Below are 15853 nucleotides of genomic sequence, written 5' to 3' on the forward strand. Positions count from 1 at the left end.
TGAATTCTTGATGATAACGTTGTTTTACTTTTTTCTCTTTTATTGACTTTTCCATCTCTTATTGGTATTTAAAACTGTACAGTTTTTTCAGGACGGGTCAGATGCCTAAAAGGTGGATTTAAAATGCGGGTAATAGGTGGTTTTATGGCCTTTTTTGTGTGATAAAGGTGTCGTTTGCTTGAAGTTTAATGGTTGTGAAGAGGAGTGATACTCAAAGGGGGGACTTTGGGTAAGAGTTATAAACCTAAAAAGGGACTATCTCATTGTTTTTTGAGATAGTCCCTTTTTATTGACGTATAGTTCAGTAGGTTTACTTTAATTTTCTTGTTTCATAGAGATCCAGTCTTCTGTCTTTCTTGATTTGCACACTACCGTGTTCGTGTAATTCTTTTAGTAAATCAACGTCAACGTCAACAATCAATGTCATTTCAGTATTTGGAGTAGCCTCTGCTTTAACCCCATTAGTAGGGAAAGCGAAATCAGAAGGCGTAAACACAGCAGCTTGAGCAAACTGTATATCCATGTTGTTTACTTTAGGCAAGTTACCAACACATCCTGCAATAGCAACATAGCACTCATTCTCAATGGCTCTTGCAGCAGCACAACTGCGAACGCGTGAGTATCCATTTTGGGTATCGGTCAAGAATGGAACAAATAAGATATCCATACCTTGATCAGACATCAATCGCGATAATTCAGGGAACTCTACGTCATAACAAATCATAACGCCAATTTTTCCACAGTCGGTGTCGAAAGTCTGTATTTTCGAACCTCCTTGCATACCCCAATAGTGTACTTCGTTTGGCGTAATATGTATTTTTTGATACATTTCGTAGGATCCATCTCGCTTACATAAGAACCCTACGTTGTAAAGTGTTCCATCTACTAAGTGAGGCATACTACCCGTGATAATATTTATGTTGTAGGATATTGCAAATTCTTGAAACTTCTTGCGAATAGGCACAGTGTATCGGGCTAATTCTCGAATAGCCTCTGCTTCTGATAAGTGGTTGTAATCGGCCATTAGTGGAGCAGTAAATAGCTCAGGGAATAGCGCAAAGTCACTTTCGTAGTCAGATACTGCATTAATAAAGAATTCTGCTTGATCAAAAAATTCATCTAAGTCGTTTAGGGGACGCATTTGCCATTGAATTAATCCAAGTCGAATAACACTTTTTTTGGTGTTAATTAACTGAACATCTTTTTCATAGTAAATATTGTTCCATTCAAGTAGGACAGCGTATTCTTTAGAGCTAACATCACCTTCAAGATAGTTGCGCATTAACCTTACCATGTGGAAGTCGTTAGCCAATTGGAAAGACATCACAGGGTCGTGAATTTCTTTGGTTTTTACTTTCTCAAGATACTGCTTTGGAGTCATTTCTTCAGCGTATTTTGAATAGTTGGGAATACGACCAGCAAATACAATAGATTTTAAATTCAGCTGTTCACATAATTCTTTACGGGCGTCGTATAAACGTCTTCCCAAACGCAAACCTCTATATTTAGGGTGAATAAACACATCGATACCATAAAGTACATTTCCTTTAGGGTTGTGCGTATTGAAGGTAGAATATCCCGTAATTTGATCATAAGTGTGCGCAGACATCGCCTGCTTTTCATCAATAATTAAAGATAAAGCAGAACCTACCACGACATCATCTACTAAAATTACCAATTGACCTTCAGGAAAGACATTTAGCAAGTCAGCAATCTCCCCTTTATCCCAGTAAGGATCTTCCAATCCTTTGTAGGATTCCATCATCGAACGCTTCAATTCTATATAATCGTCAATCTGTAAATTTCTTAGTTCAACTTTATTAATTTGGTTTTCCATGATTTTTTGTTGCAATTTACAAAGATTTAAGGATAGGAAAAGGATAAATAATGTGAAAATTATACAAAATTTATAAAAAATGGTCTATTTTTTGCTTGTAATTACATAGCGAGAAACCAATATATTTAACCATGCTCGCAGATTTAAAACCAAAAAACTATGAGTTCATTAAAAAATCGAGTTCAATTAATTGGACGTATTGGGCAAGACCCAGAAATTAAGCGTTTTGAAAAAGATAGTATTAGGGCAACTTTTTCGATTGCTATTAATGAGGTGTATTACAATGAGAAGAACGAGAGGGTGGAGTCTACTCAATGGCACAATGTTGTAGCGTGGGGAAAAGTAGCTGAGATAGTTGAAAAATTTGCTTCAAAGGGTAGGGAAGTGGCTATTGAAGGCAAATTAGTTAATCGCACTTACACCGACAGTGAAGGCAATAAGAAATACATTACAGAAGTGGTAGTAGGAGAAATTTTACTCTTGGGTAGCAAGTAATTAGAGATTTGAAAGATAATTGATTTATTATAAAAACAATGATAAACTCTATCAACGGAGTTTACATTGTTTTTTTTTGTCAGATGTTTTTCGCACATCGATTGATTAGGATATATTGGAGTTTAGTCTCTGTGAAAAAGAATATAATCAATAGGCCTCATGGATACCGTATTGTTAGACGTTTAAAAAATAGTAACTTGCAGATTATTAAAAAGTAATTGACGTGGTTTCTATTTTAGTCATTGAAGATGATATTCGCGTAGCAGAGTTATTGCAACGCAGTCTGGAAGAACAACAGTATAAGGTTGATGTAGCCTATGATGGTTATATGGGGCGAAAATTGGCTTTACAGAGGGAGTACAGCTTGATTATCACAGACGTTATATTGCCCAAAATCAATGGCATTGATTTGTGTAAAGAACTAAAAAGAGAAATACCACAGGTTCCGATTATTATGCTTACGGCACTCGGTACGACTGATGATAAAGTCGAAGGATTTGATGCTGGTGCAGATGATTATTTAGTCAAGCCTTTTGAAATTAGAGAATTGTATGTTCGCATTCGAGCGCTTATTAAGCGCTTTGAAAATAACAATCCCACAAAATCGAATATTTTGCGTTATGCAGATATGGAGCTTGATTTGAATGAAAAGAAGTTTAAACGATCTGGTCAAGAAATTCACTTAACTCCCAAGGAGTTTAACCTTCTTCAATATATGATGGAGAATCCTGAACGCGTATTGTCCCGCAGCGAGATATCCGAGAAGGTTTGGGACACGCATTTCGATACAGGAACTAATTTTATCGATGTGTATATTAACTACTTGAGAAAAAAAGTAGAGATAGATACAGCAAATAAACTAATACATACTAAATCGGGTATGGGCTTTATTTTGAAACAGAATGAAAATTAAAACGAGGCTTACATTACTTTTTACTGTTTTAGTAGCGTCAATACTGCTTGTGTTCGCAGGGGTTATCTATTGGTCTTCTTCTCAGAATAGAGAAATTGAATTTTATGAAGAGCTCGAGAAAGAGGCAATTACAAAAGCTAAACTTTTTTTAGAGGCTAAAGTTAAGACTAACACCTTACACCGTATTTATTTGAATAATAGTCAGATTATCAACGAAGTTGAGGTGGCTATTTACAACAGTTCTTTTGAGTTGTTGTATCACGACGATGTCGAAATTGACCGTGTTAAAGAAACGGACGAAATGCTGACCTCTATTTTAAAGTTGAATCAATTGCACTTTATGCAAGATGATTGGCAGGTTATCGGCATGCTTTATAAGTACGATGGAAAAGATTATATCATTACTGCTACTGCCTTTGATGAATATGGATATACTAAGTTGCAAAACTTGTTTTATACCATCATTGTATTGACTATTGTCTCCTTACTCGTTATCGCTTCTTTGGGTACCTTTTTTGCGAGTAGAGCACTAATGCCAATAAAGAAGATGATCAGTGAGGTAAATAAGATAACAGCTACTAACTTGGACTTGAGGCTGAGCAATGAACAAAATAAAGATGAATTAGCTGCCTTGGCTAATACCTTTAATGAAATGCTGAATAGACTTGAAAGTTCCTTTGATAGTCAAAAGCAATTTGTTTCGAATATTTCTCATGAGTTGCGCACCCCTTTGGCTGCTATAATTGCTGAGTTAGACTTGGCATTGAATAAAGAGAATGAAAAAGAAGCGTATGTACAGACAATTCAAAATGCTTTAGCCGATGCCAAAAAGTTGGTAAAGTTATCTAATAGTTTATTGGACTTTGCTAAGGCGAGTTATGATCCTACTGAGATTGTCTTTAAGGAAGTTAGAATTGATGAAATTATTTTGGATGCTTGTCAAAAATTGCAGAAGTCAAATAGTACTTATAAGTTTAATTTCCTTATCGATGAATCTGTAGAGGAGGAGGAAATGATGATTGCTTCTGTAAATCCATATTTAATGGAGGTGGCGTTGATGAACCTTTTGGAGAATGCTTGTAAGTATTCTGATAATCATCACGGAACAGTGAGTTTGTTTAATATCAGAGGTCGTTTAGTGATTAAGATAGCTGATAAGGGGATTGGGATGAGCGCAGAAGATATAGAGAAGATTTTTAAACCTTTCTATAGAGGAGATAACGGCAAGTATTTGGAGGGAAATGGCATTGGACTTTCACTGACTAAGAAAGTGGTGGACTTGCACAAAGGAACTATTGCTGTTACTTCACAAGTAAATAAAGGAACCGAATTTGTAATCACTTTATAATTCAGTGGGCGTGTATTATTCGCTATTTAAAACGCATATCTTATTGTTATTTACTCCTTGAGTAGGCAAAAAACTGATTGGTTCAAACGGCTTTGTTTGAACGAGGGGCTCCTTCGAAATTTAGTCTAAAGATTACTAAGGGCACAAAGCGCATTTGTTGTTTTTTTGTGCCTTGACTCTTTTCTGTGAGAGTATTCTCCCTTGTGTTTTTTATCACTTTAAATAACGTAGAGGGTGATGATAGCACTTTTAAAATAGCAGTTTTTTATTTCGTTAAATTCAACTGCTGTAGTTGATCGTTGACTTATCTTGTCAATTGATTAGAATTTTACCTCCTCTGTTTTGGTAAACCAAAATACGCGATAGACATATAAATGAGAATAAAGTATACGAGAATAGGCCTGATTTAGTAATACAAGCATATAATAGTTTTGGTTGTACAGCTAATGAAGGGACTATGGAGTAGAATTGCTTTGCCGTATTTTGCTAATACAGATTTTGGGTTTATCCCTTTCGTTAATCTGGTGTATTGTCAACTTGTATATTGTCGAATGTGACTTAGACGATCAATTTTTCTGTTTTTCTAATAGAATTCTAATATTTTTCTAAAACCTTTCTAATAGCCTTCTCTAAAGGCTTCCTTTACTTTTGCCACATCAAAAAATAAGATATGGACACAGAATCCTTTATAGTTATTCATTGTTAAACCATCCTGCTTAGTTGCTCATAATACATGTGATTGCTCAGTAGGAGCAAAAAGTAAAAGTTATGGCAATTTCAGTATTTATTTTAAGATTATTACTTGCTTTCGCATTAGGTGCTTTGATCGGTGTAGAAAGACAAGTAAGACAGAAAAGCGCAGGATTGCGAACAAATACCTTAGTATGTATAGGTGCGGCTGGTTTTGTATTGATGTCTTATCAGATTGGGGGTACAGCTGTAGGGAGAGTAGCTTCTTATGTTGTTAGTGGAATAGGTTTTTTAGGAGCAGGTGTGATCATGAAAGACGGATTTAGCATTCGCGGTTTGAATACAGCAGCTACTATTTGGTGTTCTGCTTCTGTTGGTTCTATGTGTGGAGTAGGACTGTGGAAAGAAGCAATCGTCATGACGGTATTGATTGTGGGAGCCCACTTGTTATTGCGTCCTTTAGGATCAGTTATTAATAAGCTTTCTTTTGAGTCAGAAAGCGATTCGTCAGAAGTACACTACGAGATAATTGTGGGTTGTAAGGAAGAAGTAGAGAATGCTATACGCGTAATGGTCTTACAACAGCTAAAATCTCAAAAGGATTTGCAAATGCGCTCATTGAAAAGTTCAGATAATGGCAATCCAGCTTTCTCGTATTTAAAATTTGAGATTTACTGTATTGGAAGGAAAGATGAGGTATTAGAGCAAATTACGAAGAAAGTTTCCTTAGAGTTTGGAGTGTCTGAAGTTTCTTGGGAACTAACAACTTATTAACCGATTAAAAACAGAAATGCGATGAAAAAGACGACCCATGTACCAAGTAATCTGACCAAGTTGGCTAAAGATTTTCAAAGTATAGATCAAATGATGACAATGCTTCCCGTTTTGAAGAAAATGCCCATTATAGATATTAGTGAAGTGTTGTCTTTAATGGAGAATAAAGATCTATTTACTGTTTTATGTGAATTTCCCATTTCAGAGCAAGGAGAGATTTTTGCAGAATTTCCCTTAGTAAAACAACTTTCCTTTTTTCAACAAATAAGTAAAAAACGCTTTTCAAAAATATTCGAAGAAATGCCTTCTGATGCAAGAGCAGATTTGTTTCAAATCTTAACGCAACAAGAGCAGATTGACTTATTGCCTTTTTTAAACAAGCACATCAGAGAGAATGTTTTGGCTTTGAGTTCTTATCCAGCAGATACTGCAGGTGGGATAATGATCACTGATTTTGCTACTGTTTCGAGAGATATGTCTTGTTTTGAGGCCATACAAAAGGTGAGACAAGATGCCCCTTCCAAAAAGACTATTTACTATGTGTACGTCGTAGGAGAGGATCAGACTCTTGTAGGCTTTATTACTTTAAAAGATTTGATCATTGCTGAGCCAGATGTATTGGTCAATGATGAACTCCACACAGAGTTTGTCTTTGGTTATGTAGATGAATCAAGCGAATCAGTGGCGGCTAAGATTGATAAGTATGAGTTAGTTGCACTGCCTATTCTCAATAGTAAGAATCAACTTGTTGGAATAGTAACCCACGATGAGGCTATTGATGTAATACAAGCAGAACATACAGAAGATATGGAGCGCTTTATGGGAATTATCAGCAATAATGAAGAATTAGATTACAATCAGACAAGCATATTTGATCATTTTAAAAAGAGAGTATTCTGGTTGGTTACTTTGGCTATTGTAGGTATTATTTCTGGATTGATAATTCACAGTTATGAAGGAGCCTTAGCGCAGATGATGATTTTAGCCTTGTATATGCCTATGGTAGCTGATACAGGTGGGAATGCCGGAAGTCAATCTGCAACTGTGATCATTAGAGCTTTAGCATTAGGACAAGTTAATATGAAATCGTGGTTTGCTATCTTGTGGAAAGAAACGCGAATTGCATTAATGCTGTCTATTTGCTTAGGAGTATTGGCTTTTGCAAAGGTAGTTTTCTTGAGTTGGGAGACTGATATTCCAGCGGCATATTCGCTGGTAGCAATAGGTGGAGTTATTGCTTTAGCTCTTTCGTTACAAGTTATTTCTTCTACAATTATAGGGGCTGCACTGCCTTTGATAGTCAAGAAAGTAGGAGGTGATCCTGCTGTGGTAGCTAGTCCAGCTATAACGACAATTGTTGATATTTCAGGTTTGTTAATTTACTTCAGTATAGCAGCTACCTTTTTTAATCTAAAGTAGCACAGTTATTGTTATATAAAATATTAAGTATTTGAATTGAGAAAAAAGGATGAAAAAAATACGATTTAGAAGTGATTTGAGCCCAGAAGGGTAGAATAAATCTTTTTTTGTAGGAATTAAGAGTAATAAGTTTATATTAATTAACATAATAAGGCGTAAATTTATTGTTAATAATTAGGTTTTAAAATATAGTAAAAATTAAAATATTAAACATAATGGCTAAAAAAGTACAAATAGCAGGTGTTTTAGGCTTGAGCCTCTTATTGAGTTTTTGTTCAGATAAGAATGAGCAAAACGGTGAAACAGCCCAATATTTGGTGGAGAATAAGGTAATTTCTTTGACCGAAAACTCAAACTTGAAAAGTAGAATTAAAACAACTTCAGTAAGTGAGGAGGATTTTACTTTTGATTTAGTTACAGCAGGAATTGTCAAAGCAATTCCTAACCATTATGCAGAGATAGCTTCTCCGTTTTCTGGTAGAATAATTAAGTCTTTCGTGAAATTAGGACAGAAAGTAGCTGTAAACACTCCTTTGTTTGAGGTTACTTCTCCAGATTATTTCGATGCACAAAAAGATTACTTTGACTCTAAGCAAGAGTATAAGCAAGCTTCTTTAAATCTGAGAAGACAGGCTGACTTACTTGAGAATGGCGTAGGTGTTCGTCAAGAGTATGAAGAAGCAGAAACAGAAAATTCGATTGCCAAAGCTGCTTTTGACAATGCAACAGCAGCAATCAAGATTTACAATGTAGAGCCGACGAGTTTAGTTTTAGGCCAGCCTCTTATTGTTCGTTCTCCAATTGCTGGAGAGGTATTGGAGAATAATGTAGTTATCGGTCAATATATCAATGATGATTCAGAACCAGTAGTTAAAATTGCTTCTCTGAATAAGATTTGGATTGTTGGGAAGATTAAAGAGAAAGACATTAATCACTTAAACAAGCTAAATAAAGTTCAGGTAGAATTGTCTGCTTATCTAGATCAACCAATTGTAGGAACGATTTACCATATCAATGAGATTGTAGATGAGGAGACAAGAAGTATTGACGTACTTATTGAGGTGGAGAATGACAAGCGTATTCTAAAACCTGGAATGTATGTCAATGTGCGTTTTATTGATCAACCAGAAAAAGTAATCTTAGTTCCTTCTCGTTCAATTTTACAAGGTGAAGATGATTCTTTTGTTTTTGTGGCAGTATCAGAGCATAGCTATGTCCGCAAGAATGTGAAAATTGGCGGAGTATCAGGAGATAAAACAGTGATTTTATCAGGATTAGACAAAGGAGATAAAGTTGTAAGTGAAGGGGGAATTTACTTGCCACAACTTTAATAACTACAAAAGACACAGACAATGAAAAAAAACATAATAGACTTAGCTATTCACAAAAGATGGCTTGTTTCAGCTCTATTTGCACTGTTATGTATATTTGGATATTACTCTTGGAAACAGTTATCTATAGAAGCATATCCAGATATTGCAGATACGACATCGCAAGTAGTGACGCAAGTACCAGGATTGGCTGCAGAAGAAATAGAATTGCAAATTACTATTCCTGTAGAACGAGCATTGAATGGAATGCCAGGAATGCACGTAATGCGTAGTAACAGTACATTTGGATTGTCAATGATCACTTTAGTTTTTGAAGATGGGATTGATGATTATTTTGCAAGACAGCGTATACAAGAGCGCTTAAATGGACTTGACCTACCTTATGATGCAGTACCAGAGTTAGATCCTCTTACATCTCCTATTGGAGAGGTGTATCGCTATATTATTGAAGGTGATGGTTATAGCTTAAGAGAATTGACGGATTTGCAAAACTTCGTGATTATTCCCAAGTTGAATCAAGTACCTGGTGTAGCAGAAGTAACAAACTTTGGGGGTATTACAACTCAGTTTCAAATTGAATTAGACCCGCGCAAATTAGAGCAATATGATTTATCGTTAAGTGATGTCACTGAGACAATCGAGGAGAATAATGTCAATGCTGGAGGAAGTGTTTTAACAAGAGGAGATCTTGGCTATGTTGTCAGAGGAATCGGTTTGATTAAGGACCTTGAAGACTTAGGGAAGATAGTTGTAAAGGCAGAGAACGGTATTCCTGTATTCTTGAATGATTTAGGACAATTAAAATATGGTAATGTAGAGCGAAAAGGAGTCTTAGGGTATAGTGATCGCGAAAGAAATTACTCTGATAGTATTGAGGGGATTGTCCTGTTGTTGAAACACGAAAACCCATCAGTAGTTTTAGAAAAGATTCACCAATATGTTGATGAATTGAATAATGGACTATTGCCAGAAGGTGTTAAGATACATACATTTTTAGATAGAACTGATTTAGTTGATACTACTCTTAGCACTGTTTCAACGACTTTGATAGAGGGGATAAGTTTAGTAGTAATCGTTTTAATTGTATTTTTAGGTAGTTGGAGAGGTGCGTTATTAGTAGCGATTACAATTCCGGTGTCTTTGCTTTTCGCATTTATCATGATGCGCTTTACAGATATACCAGCAAACTTATTATCGCTTGGTGCAATTGACTTTGGTATTATAGTCGACGGTGCAATTGTAATGATGGAATCTATTCTGAAGAAGAGGGAGGACAATCCAGATGAAGAGCTGAAGGAAAAATCTATTGCGCAAAGAGCAAAAGAGGTTGCAAAGCCTGTATTCTTTGCTACAATTATCATTATTACAGCTTATTTACCGCTATTTGCCTTTGAGCGTGTGGAGAAAAAGCTTTTTACACCTATGGCATTTACAGTAGGGTATGCTTTAGCCGGAGCTTTATTGGTAGCTTTAATCTTAATACCAGGTTTGGCGTATGCTGTTTACCGTAAGCCGAGAAAAATCTACCACAACAAGTGGTTAGAAAAGCTAACGGGAATGTACCACAATCGCATCATTAAGATTGTGAATAAACCAAAGCAAGTTTTTGCTCCAATATTAGTGGTATTGGCGATTACAATTGGATTGACTATAAAGGTAGGTAAAGACTTCTTACCTCCGTTAGATGAAGGTTCTATATGGCTTCAGGTAACATTACCTCCAGGGATTTCACTGGAAAAATCAAAAGAGTTGAGTGATACGTTACGCGCACGTACGATGAAGTATGATGAAGTAACTTATGTCATGGTGCAGGCAGGTCGTAACGACGATGGAACAGATCCATTTACACCTTCACACTTCGAGTGTTCTGTGGGGATTAAACCTTACAAAGAATGGCCAAGAGGAAAGACTAAGGATGATTTAATTGAAGAATTATCAGCCGAGTATGAGAGTTTGCCTGGATTTACAGTAGGTTTTGCTCAGCCGATGATCGATGGTGTTATGGATAAAATATCAGGGGCTCACTCTGAATTGGTTGTAAAGGTTTTTGGAGAAGATTTCCACGAGACGCGCCGTATTGCAAATGAAGTTTTAGGAACATTGAGAACGGTAGATGGTGCAGTAGATTTAGCTATTGACCAAGAACCACCACTTCCACAGTTGCAGATTCACGCTAACAGAGATAAGATTGCACAGTATGGATTGAATGTATCTGACGTTGCAGAACTTATCGAAGTAGCTATTGGTGGAAAGGCTATCTCGCAAATATTTATTGGGAACAAGGTATATGATATCAGTGCGCGATATACAGAAGAAAGTAGAAATACACCTGAGAAGATTGCAAACTTAATGTTGACTTCAAGTACTGGTGCAAAGATTCCATTATCTCAAGTAGCAGAAGTGAAAACAAGTACAGGAGAAAGTACTATTACCCGTGAAATGAATAGACGTCACTTAACTGTGAAACTGAATGTCCGCAATAGAGATTTAGGATCCCTATTGAAGGAGGCACAGCAAAAGATAGAGGAGAATATCACTTATGATCACGAGAAGTTCCACATAGAATGGGGTGGGCAATTTGAAAATCAAAATCGTGCATATAGTCGTTTAGCTGTAATTGTTCCATTGACCTTGTGTTTGATGTTTGTCTTGTTGTATGGTGCTTTTGGACAGTTTAGACAGGCAGGATTATTAATGGTTGTTGTTCCACTGGCTCTTTTTGGAGGAATGCTTGCCTTGAATATACGAGGAATGTCTTTGAACGTTTCTTCAGCAGTTGGGTTTATTGCCTTGTTTGGTGTAGCAATTCAAAATGGGGTAATTATGATTTCTCACATCAATGACTTGAGAAGAAAGGGATTTGCTTTGTTAGATGCTGTATTGACAGGAGCAGAACAAAGGTTTAGACCAGTCTTAATGACTGCGACCGTTGCTATTTTGGGATTATTTCCAGCGTCTATGGCTACGGGAATCGGATCTGATGTGCAAAGACCATTGGCAACAGTAATTGTTTATGGATTGCTATTTGCGACTATATTAACGCTATTTGTGTTACCTGCGCTTTATTATTTAGTGGAACGCAAATGGGGGAAAGATAGTGATTTTGTAAAAAGTGAAGTAGAAGAAGAAAATTAGTCAGAAAATGAATAATTTAAAAAAATACATAGGAATAGGTTTAGTTATTCTTTGTAGTGGAAGTACACTGTATGCTCAGAACGGGCATACAGAGAACTCTGGAAACAAGAATGCGATTACTTATAAAGAGTTCTTGAGTAGAATGATAAGTAATAACCTAAGTTATACAGCAGAGCGATTCAATATTGATATTGCTGAGGCTGAGGTTCAAGCAGCAAAGGCTTTTCCCGATCCAGAGTTAAGTTTTGGATGGGCTGACAATCAGCAAAAGCGCATGCAAATGGGGTATGGCTTTGAGGCAGAGTTGTCTTGGGATTTGGAGCTCGGAGGTAAGCGAAAAGCGAGAAAGAATTTGGCACGCGATCAAAAAGTCTTGGCAGAATTAGAATTACAAGAGTTCTTTCATACGCTGAGAGCTGAATCTACGGTTACATTTCTTGAAGGCATGCAAAATAAGATGTTATTCGACATTCAACGAGATTCTTATTTGTCTATGCAACAAGTAGCTCAGTCAGATAGTATTCGTTATAGCTTGGGACAAATAAGCAAAGTAGATGCTATTCAAAGTAAATTAGAAGCCAAGTCAATGTGGAATGATTTACAAGATGCAGATGATACTTGGGAGAATAGCTTAGTGGAAATTAGAAATATTATCAGTGTCAATAGACATGATACAATTTACGTTCCTGAGGGGAGTTTTGATAAGTTTGCTCGATTATTTGACTTAGATGATTTAATCGTAACGGCTCAAAATAACCGTGCAGATTATTTGGTTGCAAGACAGAATAAGGTTGTAGCAGGTCGTCAAGTTGCCTTAGCAAGAGCTGAAAGAGCGATTGATTTGGGACTAAGTGTAGGAGTTGAAAACAATTCATTCGTAAAAAATGCTGTTGCTCCAACACCTGGTAATACTGTTGTAAAAGCGGGAATCTCTGTTCCTTTGAAGTTTTCAAATCGAAAAGAATCGGGGTTAAAGACTGCATTGTATGAAGAAAAACAAGCAGATCTGGAATACTTATCTATTGAGTTAGAGCTTGAAAAAGAGATTACACAGGCATATCGCAATTACTTGACAAAACAAAAACAGATTTACCGCTTTGAGAATGGGATGTTGCAAGAAGCTAAAGAAGTATTTGAGGGGATCAAGTATAGTTATCAGCGTGGTGCAAGTAGCTTATTAGAAGTATTAGACGCACAGCGTACCTATAATGAGATACAACAAGCTTATGCAGAAACGCTATTTGAGTACGCTTCAGCTTTAGTAGAGTTGGAGAAAGCAGTAGGTATTTGGGATATTGACTTTTAAGATGTGTATTATGAAAAAAATTATATTAGGATTATTCTTGTTTTCTGTTTCGTTGATATCAGCGCAAGATATCAATGAAGACCTTAAAGGAAGAACTACATTTGCTGTTAAGGCGGGATGGTTACAATCAACGCTGAAAGGCGATGACGTTGACTATTTAGCTGTAGATGGTAAAGTAGATGCCCGCAATAGCTTTTTTGCTGGTGTAAGTGTGGATAATAGTATTGGCAAACACTTTGGGTTAAAGCACGAGTTATTTTATCAAAATTACGGAGGTGAGTTTAAAAGAGAACTTGAAGATCACATATTTGATGCTACGTTAGAAATGCATAGTTTGCGCTTGAACCCGATTAGTGCAGTATTTCAAGTTAAGGGATTGCAACTCTATGCAGGACCCTATGTGAATATGCTGTTGTATTCTTCTATTTCGGCAATAGATGAAAATGGAAAGAAGTACAAAGATCACGGCATATTTGGTAGTACAGAAGATGATCAAGAAGACAGTAAGTACTTGCAGAAGATGGATTATGGTATTGTTGCAGGATTGGAATACCAGTTTAAGTTTGGCTTGATTATCGGAGCACAGTTTACTCGTGGGTTTGCCTCAATATTTGATAATTCAAATACTTTTGGAGTAGAAGAAAATGAAGGAGCAAATGACTTTAAAATATATAATCAGAACTTTAACGTCTTTGTAGGTTATCGCTTTTAAGATGATTAGATTGTTGTAAAAGAGAAGCTAATGTGTTTTAGCTTCACTAAGATGTACAAAAAGCCTCATAATTATGAGGCTTTTTCTTTTACTATAAGAGTATGTTTTTTACTTCAGATAACTTCTTTATTACTTTGAAGTTTTCGTGTACTATTGGGTGATCTATATGCTCGTGGAGCCATGTTGTATGAAAAGGTACATGTACAGCATGTCCCCCTAATTCAAGAACTGGCAATACGTCTGAACGCAGCGAGTTACCTATCATAATAAATTCATCTGCATTTATATCAAGTCGTTTCAACAGTTTTTGATAGTCTATTTCTTCCTTGTCTGTCATTACTTCAATGTGGTGGAAATAAGGACCTAAACCAGATTTGTGTAATTTTCGGTGTTGGTCTTTTAAATCTCCTTTCGTAGCGACAACAAGTTTGTATTTGGATTGTAAATCTTGTAGAACATCTTCAACATCATCTATTAGTTCAACAGGTTTAGTCAATAACTTTTTACCTATTTTGACGATTTTGTCAATAACTTTGACATTTACAGTTCCTTTCGATATGATATTTGCAGCCTCTACCATGGATAGTGTAAATCCCTTGATACCATATCCATAAAGAGGTAAGTTATCGATTTGCATTTTGAAGAGGATTTGAGAAATACTTTGATGTGTGAGATAATCTTCTAACAAAACACAGAACTCTTGTTCGGCTTCGTTGAAAAAAGGCTCATTTACCCATAGTGTATCATCTGCGTCAAAAGCTACTACTTTGATGTTTTTCATATATAATTGTATTGTTTGACATACAAATATACTGTGAAATAAAATCTTATTGTTTCAAAATATAAGCAAAGATTAAAGGTGCTACAATAGTTGCATCAGACTCAATCATAAAGCTTGGTGTGTCAACATCGAGTTTGCCCCAAGTGATTTTTTCATTTGGAATACAGCCAGAATACGATCCAAAAGAAGTTGTAGAATCCGTAATTTGACTATAGTATCTCCATTTTAGTATGTTTTCTTTTTCTAAGTCTTGCTCTAACATAGGAGCTACACACATTGCAAAATCTCCGGCAATTCCTCCTCCGATTTGGAAGAACCCCACTCCTTGTCCAACAGCATTGTGCTCGTACCAGTTTGCTAACCAAACCATGTATTCTAATCCACTTTTGACAGTTGATGCTTTTAGCTCTTGTTTGATTACATAAGAAGCAAATATATTCCCCATAGTTGAGTCTTCCCAACCTGGTACTACAATAGGTAAGTTGCGTTCAGCAGCAGCTAACATCCACGAGTTTTTCGGGTCTATTTCGTATTCGTCCTCTAATACTCCACTAAGCAATAACTTATACATATATTCATGAGGGAAATAACGTTCGCCAGCTTGCTCTGCATCTTTCCAAATTTTCTCGATGTGACTTTGTATTTTTCTGAAGGCTTCTTCTTCTGGGATACAGGTATCGGTTACGCGATTGTATTTGTTTTCAAGTAACTCAAGTTCTTGTTGAGGTGTTAAATCGCGGTAGTTTGGTATTCTCTTGTAGTGAGAGTGTGCGACTAAGTTCATAATGTCTTCCTCTAAGTTGGCACCAGTACAGCTAATGATGTCCACCTTTCCTTGTCTAATCATCTCTGCTAACGAAATTCCTAATTCTGCTGTACTCATTGCACCTGCAAGAGAGATAAGCATTTTTCCTCCTTTTTCTAAGTGTGTTTCATAGCCTTTAGCTGAGTCTACTAAAGTTGCTGCGTTGAAGTGAAGGAAATTTTCTTCTAAGAATTGTGAGATCGGTCCTCTTTTCATTGTCATAATTTTGTTTTACTGCGTATTTCTAAACTGTTGTTATATTCTAAATATCAATAGCAATTACACCTGTTTTGTCTTGCAAATGAGG

At 36.2% G+C, this 15853-nt stretch carries 12 protein-coding genes; 9 read left to right on the forward strand and 3 right to left on the reverse strand.

All coding sequences use genetic code 11. The features are described from left to right. Window positions 1-310 precede the first annotated feature (310 nt). The gene (locus GOQ24_RS05175; protein ID WP_155090670.1) at window positions 311-1837 is read right to left on the reverse strand and encodes a bifunctional GNAT family N-acetyltransferase/carbon-nitrogen hydrolase family protein; all 1527 of its coding nucleotides are present in this window, start codon (window positions 1835-1837) and stop codon (window positions 311-313) included. Between the two features lie 159 nt (window positions 1838-1996). Here GOQ24_RS05175 and GOQ24_RS05180 point away from each other — a divergent pair, with 159 nt between their 5' ends. From GOQ24_RS05180 to GOQ24_RS05220, 9 genes are all read left to right on the forward strand, one after another. After that, on the forward strand, window positions 1997-2332 hold the full coding sequence (locus GOQ24_RS05180) for a single-stranded DNA-binding protein (protein ID WP_155090671.1): 336 nt from the start codon (window positions 1997-1999) through the stop codon (window positions 2330-2332). Between the two features lie 223 nt (window positions 2333-2555). Then, window positions 2556-3245 carry a response regulator transcription factor gene (locus GOQ24_RS05185; RefSeq protein WP_160339247.1) on the forward strand — a complete coding sequence of 230 codons (690 nt, stop codon included), beginning with the start codon at window positions 2556-2558 and terminating at the stop codon, window positions 3243-3245. Then, window positions 3235-4593, forward strand: coding sequence for a sensor histidine kinase (locus GOQ24_RS05190; protein WP_155090672.1), 1359 nt, complete (start codon window positions 3235-3237; stop codon window positions 4591-4593). Before GOQ24_RS05185 ends, GOQ24_RS05190 begins: the two co-directional genes overlap by 11 nt. 768 nt (window positions 4594-5361) lie before the next feature. Further along, the gene (locus GOQ24_RS05195) at window positions 5362-6057 is read left to right on the forward strand and encodes an MgtC/SapB family protein (RefSeq protein ID WP_155090673.1); all 696 of its coding nucleotides are present in this window, start codon (window positions 5362-5364) and stop codon (window positions 6055-6057) included. Window positions 6058-6078: 21 nt separating this feature from the next. Continuing rightward, window positions 6079-7476: a magnesium transporter gene (gene mgtE / locus GOQ24_RS05200; RefSeq protein WP_155090674.1), complete on the forward strand. Its 1398-nt coding sequence runs from the start codon at window positions 6079-6081 to the stop codon at window positions 7474-7476. A 215-nt stretch (window positions 7477-7691) separates the two neighbouring features. Further along, window positions 7692-8807: an efflux RND transporter periplasmic adaptor subunit gene (locus GOQ24_RS05205; RefSeq protein WP_155090675.1), complete on the forward strand. Its 1116-nt coding sequence runs from the start codon at window positions 7692-7694 to the stop codon at window positions 8805-8807. Between the two features lie 21 nt (window positions 8808-8828). Beyond that, on the forward strand, window positions 8829-11942 hold the full coding sequence (locus tag GOQ24_RS05210) for an efflux RND transporter permease subunit (protein ID WP_155090676.1): 3114 nt from the start codon (window positions 8829-8831) through the stop codon (window positions 11940-11942). A gap of 7 nt (window positions 11943-11949) precedes the next feature. Beyond that, window positions 11950-13248 (forward strand): TolC family protein, encoded by a 1299-nt coding sequence (locus tag GOQ24_RS05215; protein ID WP_155090677.1) that lies wholly within the window; start codon window positions 11950-11952, stop codon window positions 13246-13248. 10 nt (window positions 13249-13258) lie between these two features. Beyond that, on the forward strand, window positions 13259-13960 hold the full coding sequence (locus GOQ24_RS05220; protein ID WP_160339248.1) for an outer membrane beta-barrel protein: 702 nt from the start codon (window positions 13259-13261) through the stop codon (window positions 13958-13960). A 91-nt stretch (window positions 13961-14051) separates the two neighbouring features. On the opposite strand, the gene GOQ24_RS05225 is transcribed toward GOQ24_RS05220, so the two are convergent. Continuing rightward, the gene (locus GOQ24_RS05225; protein ID WP_160339249.1) at window positions 14052-14741 is read right to left on the reverse strand and encodes an HAD family hydrolase; all 690 of its coding nucleotides are present in this window, start codon (window positions 14739-14741) and stop codon (window positions 14052-14054) included. 46 nt (window positions 14742-14787) lie between these two features. Continuing rightward, window positions 14788-15762, reverse strand: a complete 975-nt coding sequence (locus tag GOQ24_RS05230) for a deoxyhypusine synthase family protein (protein ID WP_208103209.1) — start codon at window positions 15760-15762, stop codon at window positions 14788-14790. Between the last annotated feature and the right edge of the window lie 91 nt (window positions 15763-15853).

The organism is Myroides sp. LoEW2-1, from assembly GCF_009767705.1.
Taxonomy (GTDB): Bacteria; Bacteroidota; Bacteroidia; order Flavobacteriales; family Flavobacteriaceae; genus Flavobacterium; species Flavobacterium album_A.

What these genes read in the sequence shown, in the direction of transcription:
- GOQ24_RS05175 (WP_155090670.1), bottom strand. Translation starts at nt 1,837, where the DNA reads ATGGAAAACCAAATTAATAAAGTTGAACTAAGAAATTTACAGATTGAC.
- GOQ24_RS05180 (WP_155090671.1), top strand. Translation starts at nt 1,997, where the DNA reads ATGAGTTCATTAAAAAATCGAGTTCAATTAATTGGACGTATTGGGCAA.
- GOQ24_RS05190 (WP_155090672.1), top strand. Translation starts at nt 3,235, where the DNA reads ATGAAAATTAAAACGAGGCTTACATTACTTTTTACTGTTTTAGTAGCG.
- GOQ24_RS05195 (WP_155090673.1), top strand. Translation starts at nt 5,362, where the DNA reads ATGGCAATTTCAGTATTTATTTTAAGATTATTACTTGCTTTCGCATTA.
- mgtE (WP_155090674.1), top strand. Translation starts at nt 6,079, where the DNA reads ATGAAAAAGACGACCCATGTACCAAGTAATCTGACCAAGTTGGCTAAA.
- GOQ24_RS05205 (WP_155090675.1), top strand. Translation starts at nt 7,692, where the DNA reads ATGGCTAAAAAAGTACAAATAGCAGGTGTTTTAGGCTTGAGCCTCTTA.
- GOQ24_RS05210 (WP_155090676.1), top strand. Translation starts at nt 8,829, where the DNA reads ATGAAAAAAAACATAATAGACTTAGCTATTCACAAAAGATGGCTTGTT.
- GOQ24_RS05215 (WP_155090677.1), top strand. Translation starts at nt 11,950, where the DNA reads ATGAATAATTTAAAAAAATACATAGGAATAGGTTTAGTTATTCTTTGT.
- GOQ24_RS05220 (WP_160339248.1), top strand. Translation starts at nt 13,259, where the DNA reads ATGAAAAAAATTATATTAGGATTATTCTTGTTTTCTGTTTCGTTGATA.
- GOQ24_RS05225 (WP_160339249.1), bottom strand. Translation starts at nt 14,741, where the DNA reads ATGAAAAACATCAAAGTAGTAGCTTTTGACGCAGATGATACACTATGG.
- GOQ24_RS05230 (WP_208103209.1), bottom strand. Translation starts at nt 15,762, where the DNA reads ATGAAAAGAGGACCGATCTCACAATTCTTAGAAGAAAATTTCCTTCAC.